An 8,586-nucleotide genomic window follows, 5' to 3' on the forward strand; every position below is an offset into this window, starting at 1 on the left:
CCGGGGGGGGCGGGGGGCGCGCCCACCCGGTGGTCCCCCCCCCCCCGGGGCGGCGGCGCCGGCCCGGCATCGCGGAAACGTCAACAGGGGGAATGACATGAAACAGCATCGCATCGCCCAGGCCGGCCACGTTGCCGCGACGCTGGGACTGCTCCTGGGACTCGGCCTGCTGGCCGCCTGCCGCAGCCATGCGCCAGCCGCCGATGGCCCCACCGAAACCACCGCCGTGCATTTCCCGGAGGCATCGAAGGCCTCGCTGAAGGAAGGCACCTATCCCGACGTCGCCGATCTGCGCCGCTTTGCGCCCGGGATGAGCAAGCGCCAGCTGTACACCCTGCTGGGCACGCCGCACTTCAACGAAGGCATGTGGGGCGTGCGCGAGTGGAACTACCTGTTCAACTTCCGCACTGCGCAGGGCGCGGAGTACTTCACCTGCCAGTTCCAGGTGCGCTTCGACAGCAAGGGTATCGCCCAGGCCGGGTACTGGAAGCCGGAATCGTGCGCGGCCGTGCTTGATCCGCCGCGGCCTCCGGCTCCGCCTGCACCCGCACCGGCGCCATTGCCGGAACAGCCGTTGCGTCTGTCTGCCGACGCACTGTTCGGCTTCGACAGTGCGAAGCTCAGCGCCGAAGGCCAGCAGGCCGTGCAGGGCATCCTGGCGCAGGTGCGCGAGGCGGCGCAGGTGCAGTCGATCCGGGTGACCGGGTACACCGACCGCATCGGCAGCGCCAGTTACAACCAGGCGTTGTCGCAGCGCCGTGCCGATGCCGTGCGCACCGCACTGGTGCAGGGTGGGGTGCCTGCGGGCAGCATCAGTGCCGAAGGCCGCGGGGCCGCCGAACCGATCGTGCAGTGCGAGCAGCGCAACCGCCGCGAGCTGATTGCCTGCCTGGCACCGAACCGGCGGGTGCAGATCGCGGGAATGGCCCATCCGCGCTGAGATTCCTGCACCGGGGCATGACCCCGGTATTCCGAGTCCCCCCTGACCGTCGGCAGGACGTGGCAACGTCTCCCCCGTCAACCACGCCTGCCGGCGGCTCAGGTTTTCCATGGTGCCCGCGATGAATGCCCAATTCCTGCCTCTTTCCATGAAGACGGAAACCACACTGAGTGTGTATGGCCAGCTCGGCAACCACGCCGTGGTGCGTATTCCCGGGCGGCGGCTGCCGGGATTGATCCTGCAGGCCGATACCGTGGCGGGGTTCCTGGCCCAGCTGCAGGAAGCCCAGGCCTGCCTGCGCAGCGGCCGCGCGCAGCGTACCGATGCCGAGCTGGACATGCTGATCGACGTCCTGCAGCAGTGGTACGCGCTCATCGAATCGCGCCTGGCCGATGCCGGCGAGGCGCTGTAGGAAAAAAGGGGACGGAGGGGATTAAGTCGTTTCCGGCACTGCCGGGGCAAGAACGACTTAATCCCCTCCGTCCCCTTTTTCTAAGCTCGGGCGCTTACGTGCCAGCAGGCGGCATCCACGCGCACGCGGTCGCCTTCGATGAAAGGGGTGAACGCCGCCAGTGCCTTGTCGCGGAGTGCGGCGGCGCGGGCTTCCGGCATCGAGCGCAGCGCCAGTCCCAGCGGGCCCAACTGGCCCACGTACGTCGGCAGGTCGGCACGGGCGATCGAGCAGGGCAGGTCCACTGCGACCACCTCGACATCCTTCCAGCCGGCGGCCAGCAGCACCTGCCGCACGCGTCCGCCATCGGCGAAAGCGAACTGTCCCGGAGCGCCGGGCAGGCGTGGCGGTAGTTCCAGCGCATCGCCGATGGCGCGCTCGGCGGTGGTCATGAACGGATTCTCGTCTGCACCGCGCCAGGCAATGAAACGAAGGCCGGCGCCGGGCAGCGCGGCACGGTGCAGGTTGGCGAAGGCCGCGCCGCTGTCCTCAAAGAACATCACGCCCAGCCGCGACTGGATCCAGTCGTAGTGTGCCGGCGGCAGCGGATGTTGCTGCGCATCGGCCACGATGAAGTCCGCCTCAAGTCCTGCGTCGGCGGCACGCTGACGGGCCAGCGCCAGCATCGGCGCGGAGATGTCCAGGCCGGTGCAGTGCGCCTCTGGTCGCGCCGCCGCGGACGCGAGCAGGCTGGCGCCGGTACCGCAACCAATGTCCAGCAGTTGCGTGACGGTGTCCGGCAGCTCGCTGACCAGCAGATCGGCCATCGGCTGGAACAGGCCATCGAGGATGGCCTGTTGCGCGACCCATACCTGCCCACCAGGGCCATTCCAGAGCGCGTTCTGATCAACCGGGGATGTGCTGGCCATGGCCTTGCCTTGCAGGGAAGTTGCCCATAGGTTGGCGCTTGAAGGCGACTTGAGGTCAAGCCCATGCGTGAACTGGATATCGGCGAGGTGGTGAAGCGCAGTGGCGTGCCGGCCTCGACACTGCGTTACTACGAACAGCTGGGGCTGTTGCAGGCCCTGGGCCGTCGCGGCATGCGCCGGCAGTACGACGAGCAGGTGCTGGAGCGGCTGGCGCTGATTGGCCTCGGCCAGGCGGCCGGGCTGTCGCTGCAGCAGATCGGGGTATCGCTGCCGCCCCTGCGCGGATGCCTCACGCTGGACCGGGACGCCCTGCTGGCACAGGCCGAGATACTGCAGCGGCAGATCAACCAGCTGCAGCGGATACGCAGGCACCTGCAGCGTGCGGCGGCCTGCCCGGAGGCGCAGGATGCGCGCCAGTGCGGCTCATTCCGCAAGTTGTTGAGGGCCCAGCAGCGCATCGCGGGAGGGTGAGAGAAGCGCATCCACGCCATGCATGGATGAATCAATCGCGCGTACTGACTTCCCAGGTGGCGTGCAGCACGCCCGGCACATGTTCCATCCGCGCCAGCACCACGTCCAGTTCATCGGCGCTCACGGCGGTGCTGACCAGGACCGCGATTACATCGGTGGGCGCGTCTGCATGTTCGACCACCTGCACATCGCCAACCGGATACTGCGCGGCCTCCAGTGCATCGACCAGCCGCTCGCGTACGCGCGGCACCGCTTCGGCATCCACGCTCAGGCGCACCTCGTAGGTCGCTTCGGTCGCCGCCTCGTTGATCGGGATGCGGTTGATCGCATTCACCAGCGGCCGCAGCAGGGTGTTGCCGGCAATGATCAACACCGTCAGCAGCACGCCCTCGGCCAGCATGTCCGCACCGGTGCAGCTGCCGACCGCCGCCGAGCACCACAGCGTGGCGGCGGTATTCAGGCCGCGTACGTTCATGCCTTCCTTCATGATCACGCCGGCGCCGAGGAAGCCGACGCCGGAGACCACGTAGGAGATCACCCGCACCGCCTCGGCGCTGCCGGCGATACGCATGCCCAGGTCGACGAAGGCAGCCGCGCCCACCGCGACCAGTACGTTGGTGCGCAGGCCTGCGGTGCGCTGCCGGTACTGGCGCTCGGCACCGATCAGCGTGCCAAGCACGAAGGCGGCCAGCAGGCTGACCACGGTGTCGGCGAAGGGGCCGGCCTGGAAGGTTTCAATGAAGCGCATGGCCCGAGTCTACCCGGTCGAAGTGACAGTAGATCCACGCCCTGCGTGGATATCCAGATGTGCCGCAAACGACTTAATCCCCTCCGTCCCCTTTTTGTGGGGTCAGTCGGTGTCCTCGACGCGCTCGCCCATCAGTTCGCGCTGGCGCTTGTCCAGTTCCTCGGCGTAGCGCTTGCGGACGAAGGCTTCGGAGACCACGCCCAGCACCTGGCCATCGCTGGTGACCACGGCCAGTTCGTCGGCCTGGGTCTGGTCGAAGCGCTGCATCACGCTGACCACGTCCGCGGCCGGCGACAGTGACACGTCACGGTTCTCGGCCAGTTCGCCGATCGTGGTCTCCGGCTTCACGCCATCGCCATAGACGCGCGGGATCTGCACGATGCCGGCGTAGTGGCCTTCGCCATCGATCAGTACCACCCGGCTGCCCGAACCCAGCGGGAAGCGCTGGCGGAACGCGGCAGCGTCGAGGTCGGCCGGTGCGGTCGCCACGCCCTTGCGCATCAGCCGGCCGGCGTTGAGGTTCTGAACCCAGCCGACGTCGCGGGCGCTCTTGATGGTCTCGCCGCGCAGATGCATGCGCCAGGTCGAGAACGAGTAGCCGAACCACTGCCGTACCAGCGTGCTGGACACCAGCACCGCACTCATCACCACGCTGGTCAACAGGAAGTCGTGGGTGCCTTCCAGTACCAGCATGGCCATGGTCATCGGTGCGCCGACCACGGCGGCGGCCAGCGCCGCCATCCCGGCCAGCGCGGCGGAGGTGGCGTCGATCACCGGCACCCCGGTGGCCATGGCCAGCAGGCCGGCGAACAGGGCGCCGACCAGGGTGCCCATGAACAGCGAGGCGAAGAACAGGCCGCCGCGGAAGCCGAACCCGAGCGAGATGCCCGAGGCCAGGCACTTCAGGGTCAGCAGGCCGCCGATCCAGATCAGTGGCAGATGCGTGGTCAGGTCCAGGTGCAGCGCGCCATGCCCCGACGACAGCACCTGCGGGCTGGCCAGTGCCAGTGGAATCAGCAGCAGGCCGCCCACCACCGGGCGGCCCCACAACGGCAGCGGGCTGCGCTTGACCGTGCCTTCGATCGAGGCGATCAGCCGCATCACCGCGATGCCGACCATCGCGCAGCAGCAGCCGAGCAGGCCGTAGATGGCGTAGTCGGCGGCGCGGACATCAATCGTCGAGGCGGCTGGCAGCAGGTAGGCCTCGATGCCAGCCTGGTCGGCCACGAACGCGCCGGCCAGAGCGGCGACCGCAACCGGCGCCAGCGCGGCCGGAGTGTAGGCACCGATGACGATCTCGAAGGCGTAGAACGCGCCTGCCAGCGGCGCACCGAAGGCGGCGGCAATGGCACCGGCGGCACCCGCGCCGACCAGGATGCGCACGTCGTTGCGGCGCAGGCGCATCACCCGGCCAAGCTGCGAGCCGCTGCCCGCGCCCATCTGCGTATAGGAAGCCTCCAGCCCGACCGAGGCGCCGCAGCCGTTGGACAGCAGGGTCTGGGTCAGCACGATCAGGTTGTCGCGCATCGACATGCGGCCGCCGTGCAGCGCATTGGCTTCCACCGCGTCAAGCAGGGGGCGTTTCAACCGGGTCGCGGCCAGGCTGACCAGCCCGACCAGCAGCCCACCCAGCGGCAGCACCAGCAGCGCGGTCCAGGTCAGCGAGGGCAGGGAGCTCAGCCGCATGCCTTCGTCCAGGCCGTACAGCGCGCCCTGCAGCCAGCGCGCGATGCCCGATTGCAGCAGGGTCAGGTAGCCGGCAATCAGGCCGACCAGCAGCGCCAGCGCGATGAACCACAGGTCGCTGCCGCGCAGGCGCAGACGCAGGCCCTGGAAGGCCAGATGCAGGCGCGATGGTGAAACGGGCAGTGACATGGTGGCGGCATGATACGCCGCCACCGTGAGCGCCACCGTCACTGCATCGGGCGGTTATCGCCTCAGAAGCGGTAGCGGCCCTGCACGTAGAAGGTGCGCGGCGCGGCCACCATGCGCCCGGCGTTGCCGTCGACGTTGCGGGTGTACCAGCGCTTGTCGGCCAGGTTGTTCACGCCCAGCGCGATCTCGCTGTCGCCCAGCCCCGGCACCTGCCAGGCCACCTGCGCGTTCCACAGGCGCACGCCGGGAACGCGGCCCACGCGCGCGTCGGCGGTCTCATCCCAGGTGTTGGCCGCATCGGAGAACTGGCCGCTCTGGTGGGTGCTGGAAACGTTGAAAGTCCAGCCGGCCAGGGCATAACGGGCGCCGACGCTGTCGGTGTCGCGCGAATAGAACGGCACGTCCAGGCCGCGGTTGTCGCCGGACTGCTGGATCGCCTTGGTCCAGGTGTAGTTGGCGTACAGCTCCAGCCCGGCCAGCGCGCTGTCCTCGGCGAAGTGGTATTCCAGCGCGCTTTCCACGCCCTTGTGGTCGGTGGCGCCGATGTTCTGGAAGGTCGGCGGGGTGATGCCCGGCACCTGCAGGATCTGGTTGTCGAAGCGCATCTTGAACACGGTCACTTCCGCGCGCAGTGCGCCGTCCTGCCAGCGCGCGCCCAGTTCGGTGGTCTTGGCCACTTCCGGGTTCAGCGGGTTGCTGGCGGTCTGCGAATTCAGCTGGATGTTCTGCACCGGCCCGAACGAGGTGGTGTAGTTGCCGAACACGGTCAGCTGCGGGGTCAGCAGGTAGGCGATGTTGAGCGAGGGCAGGGCTTTGTTGTTGCGGCTGCTGAAGGTCGCGCTGCCGCCGGACTGGCGGCGGTCCATGTCGATCCACTCCATGCGCACGCCCGGGGTGATCCGCCACTGGCCGACCGCGATGCGGTCGTCGATGTAGAACGCGTGGGCGTCGGTGGCGTTGTCGAAGCGGGTGGTGGCGCTGGCCGCACCGGTGCGGCGGGTGACGGTGTAGCTGCGGTCGTTGCCGCGCTCGCGCAGGAAGCGGTAGCCGGCGGTGATGTCATGCACCGTACTGCCCCAGTGCAGGCGCTGGGTGTAGCGCGGCTCGATGCCGAGCACGCGGTAGTCGCGCGGCTGCACGGTCAGCTGGGTGTTGGCGGCATTGATCAGCGAGCTGGCACGGTTGCTCTCGTTGTAATAGGCCAGCACCTCGAACTCACTGTTGGCCGACAGCGTGTTGGTGTAACCCAGGTCGATGCCGGTGCGATGGCCCTTCCAGAAATCGGTGGGGCGGGTGTTCTGGAACGGATCGGCCTCGTACTGCGCGCGGGTCAGGCCGCCCGGAGTCAGTGAGCGCACATCGTAGTAGGACAGCTTGGCACGCAGCTCCTGCTGTTCGTCGATGGCGTAGGCGAACTTCAGTGCGAGATCGTTGAAGCGATCATCGCTGCCCTGGCGCCAGCCGCGGCCGTCCTGGCCGGAGTAGAGCAGGGCGGCGCCCAGCCCGTTGTCGCCGGTGCCGCCGAGGAAGGCGTTGTACTGGGTGCTGTCGCCACCGCCGTGATCGTAGGCGGTGTGGCGCACACCGGCCTCACCGTGCAGGCCGGCGTCGGTCGGAATGGCGCGGGTGCTGAAGTTGATGATGCCGCCCACGTTCTGCGGCCCGTAACGCACCGCGCCGCCGCCGCGCACCACGTCGATCGATTCGATGTTGGACAGGCTGGCCGGGGCGAACGACAGCTGCGGCTGCCCATACGGCGCCACCGCCAGTGGCACACCATCGAGCAGTACGGTGGAGCGCGGCGAATAGCGACCGGTGAGGCCGCGCACGCCGATGTTCAACGACACCGAGCTGCCGGCCGTACCGGAGTTGTCGGTGACCTGCACGCCGGGGATGCGGCGCATGGCATCGCCGATGCTGGCCGCGCCGCTGGCCTCGATGCGCTGGCGGTCGACCACGGTGCGGGCGCCGGCGAAGCTCTTGACGCTGTCGTGCAGGCCGGTGCCCAGCCAGCTGCCGGAGACCTGGATGCTGTCCAGCGTGGTGGCGCCGTCCTGGGCTAAGGCGCTGGCGGCCGGGAGCAGGCACAGGGCGAGGGCGGCGGCCAGTGGCAGGCGGGCCGGTCGGAGGGCGTGGATGGGCATCTGGGCAGGTCGTGGAAGATCGTAAATGAGAATTATTGCTGATTCCATTCGCCAATGGAATGCGTCTGCGGTTCATGCCGATGACCGGGTGGTAGAGTGATGGATTGCTTCCTGACTCGCTGAGATCCGCCATGTCCCAAGCCGCTTTCTACCCCGTCGGAACCCCTGGCCAGCCGTGGGGAGCGGCGGAACGGGACCAGTGGCGTGGCCGCCAGCAGCGCCTGCGTCGCTATGACCAGGAGGTGTTGCCGCGCATCGAGGCCCTGGCCTCGCGCTTCGACAAGGTGGCTTATGGCCAGCTCGACTACGCGGGTGAGACCTACACCCTGTTTGCCCTGCGCAGCCGTGACTGGAATCCGGCCCTGCCGGCGGCGCTGGTCACCGGTGGCGTGCACGGCTATGAGACCAGCGGCGTGATGGGTGCGCTGGAGTTCCTCGAGAAGCACGCCGCCGACTATGCCGGCAAGGCCAACCTGCTGGTGGCACCGTGCGTGAACCCGTGGGGCTTTGAGCGCATCAACCGCTGGAACTTCGATGCGGTCGACCCCAACCGCAATTTCCGCGCCGATGGCCCGGCCCGCGAGTCGACTGCCGTGATCGAACTGATCGCGCCCTACCAGGGCCAGTTCGTGCTGCACATCGATCTGCATGAAACCACCGACAGCGACGAGAGCGAGTTCCGCCCGGCCCTGGCGGCGCGTGATGGCAAGCCGTTCGAGCCGGGCCTGATCCCGGATGGCTTCTACCTGGTCGACGACACCGCGAACCCGCAGCCGGCGTTCCAGCAGGCGGTGATCGCCGCGGTGGAGAAGGTCACCCACATCGCCCCGGCCGACGACAAGGGCGAAATCATCGGTTCGCCGGTGGTCGCCCATGGCGTGATCGAGTACCCGCTGGAGAAGCTGGCGCTGTGCGCGGGCATCACCGGTGCGAAGTACACCACCACCACCGAGGTCTACCCGGACAGCCCGCGCGCCACGCCGCAGCAGTGCAACGACGCACAGGTGGCCGCGGTGTGCTCGGCCCTGGACTACGCGCTCGCCCATCGTTGACCGGTAGTGCCGGCCGCTGGCCGGCAACCACGGGAA

General features: G+C 68.4%; 8 protein-coding genes. 4 read left to right on the forward strand and 4 right to left on the reverse strand.

All coding sequences use genetic code 11. The annotated features are described in order from the left end of the window. The first annotated feature begins 97 nt into the window (after positions 1-97). Entirely contained in the window at positions 98-940 is an 843-nt protein-coding gene (locus O0J73_RS20080) for an OmpA family protein (protein WP_308309470.1), read from the forward strand. A gap of 148 nt (positions 941-1,088) precedes the next feature. Further along, the gene (locus O0J73_RS20085; protein WP_006450485.1) at positions 1,089-1,352 is read left to right on the forward strand and encodes a hypothetical protein; all 264 of its coding nucleotides are present in this window, start codon (positions 1,089-1,091) and stop codon (positions 1,350-1,352) included. 80 nt (positions 1,353-1,432) lie between these two features. On the opposite strand, the gene O0J73_RS20090 is transcribed toward O0J73_RS20085, so the two are convergent. Continuing rightward, positions 1,433-2,260 carry a class I SAM-dependent methyltransferase gene (locus tag O0J73_RS20090; RefSeq protein WP_308309472.1) on the reverse strand — a complete coding sequence of 276 codons (828 nt, stop codon included), beginning with the start codon at positions 2,258-2,260 and terminating at the stop codon, positions 1,433-1,435. A gap of 63 nt (positions 2,261-2,323) precedes the next feature. Between O0J73_RS20090 and O0J73_RS20095 the strand changes: the two genes are divergently transcribed. After that, positions 2,324-2,731: a MerR family transcriptional regulator gene (locus tag O0J73_RS20095; RefSeq protein WP_049457383.1), complete on the forward strand. Its 408-nt coding sequence runs from the start codon at positions 2,324-2,326 to the stop codon at positions 2,729-2,731. Between the two features lie 31 nt (positions 2,732-2,762). On the opposite strand, the gene O0J73_RS20100 is transcribed toward O0J73_RS20095, so the two are convergent. The 3 genes from O0J73_RS20100 to O0J73_RS20110 form a co-directional block, all read right to left on the reverse strand. Next, entirely contained in the window at positions 2,763-3,479 is a 717-nt protein-coding gene (locus O0J73_RS20100) for an MgtC/SapB family protein (RefSeq protein WP_005409984.1), read from the reverse strand. A gap of 102 nt (positions 3,480-3,581) precedes the next feature. After that, the gene (locus O0J73_RS20105) at positions 3,582-5,354 is read right to left on the reverse strand and encodes a chloride channel protein (protein WP_308309473.1); all 1,773 of its coding nucleotides are present in this window, start codon (positions 5,352-5,354) and stop codon (positions 3,582-3,584) included. A 62-nt stretch (positions 5,355-5,416) separates the two neighbouring features. Beyond that, positions 5,417-7,498 carry a TonB-dependent siderophore receptor gene (locus O0J73_RS20110; RefSeq protein WP_308309474.1) on the reverse strand — a complete coding sequence of 694 codons (2,082 nt, stop codon included), beginning with the start codon at positions 7,496-7,498 and terminating at the stop codon, positions 5,417-5,419. A gap of 131 nt (positions 7,499-7,629) precedes the next feature. Here O0J73_RS20110 and O0J73_RS20115 point away from each other — a divergent pair, with 131 nt between their 5' ends. Further along, positions 7,630-8,550, forward strand: a complete 921-nt coding sequence (locus tag O0J73_RS20115) for a M14 family metallocarboxypeptidase (protein ID WP_308309475.1) — start codon at positions 7,630-7,632, stop codon at positions 8,548-8,550. Positions 8,551-8,586: the final 36 nt, after the last annotated feature.

It is taken from the genome of Stenotrophomonas sp. Sm6012, from assembly GCF_030985895.1.
Classification (GTDB): domain Bacteria; phylum Pseudomonadota; class Gammaproteobacteria; order Xanthomonadales; family Xanthomonadaceae; genus Stenotrophomonas; species Stenotrophomonas forensis.

Coding starts and splice junctions, on each gene's coding strand:
- O0J73_RS20080 (WP_308309470.1), top strand. CDS start 98: ATGAAACAGCATCGCATCGCCCAGGCCGGCCACGTTGCCGCGACGCTG.
- O0J73_RS20085 (WP_006450485.1), top strand. CDS start 1,089: ATGAAGACGGAAACCACACTGAGTGTGTATGGCCAGCTCGGCAACCAC.
- O0J73_RS20090 (WP_308309472.1), bottom strand. CDS start 2,260: ATGGCCAGCACATCCCCGGTTGATCAGAACGCGCTCTGGAATGGCCCT.
- O0J73_RS20095 (WP_049457383.1), top strand. CDS start 2,324: ATGCGTGAACTGGATATCGGCGAGGTGGTGAAGCGCAGTGGCGTGCCG.
- O0J73_RS20100 (WP_005409984.1), bottom strand. CDS start 3,479: ATGCGCTTCATTGAAACCTTCCAGGCCGGCCCCTTCGCCGACACCGTG.
- O0J73_RS20105 (WP_308309473.1), bottom strand. CDS start 5,354: ATGTCACTGCCCGTTTCACCATCGCGCCTGCATCTGGCCTTCCAGGGC.
- O0J73_RS20110 (WP_308309474.1), bottom strand. CDS start 7,498: ATGCCCATCCACGCCCTCCGACCGGCCCGCCTGCCACTGGCCGCCGCC.
- O0J73_RS20115 (WP_308309475.1), top strand. CDS start 7,630: ATGTCCCAAGCCGCTTTCTACCCCGTCGGAACCCCTGGCCAGCCGTGG.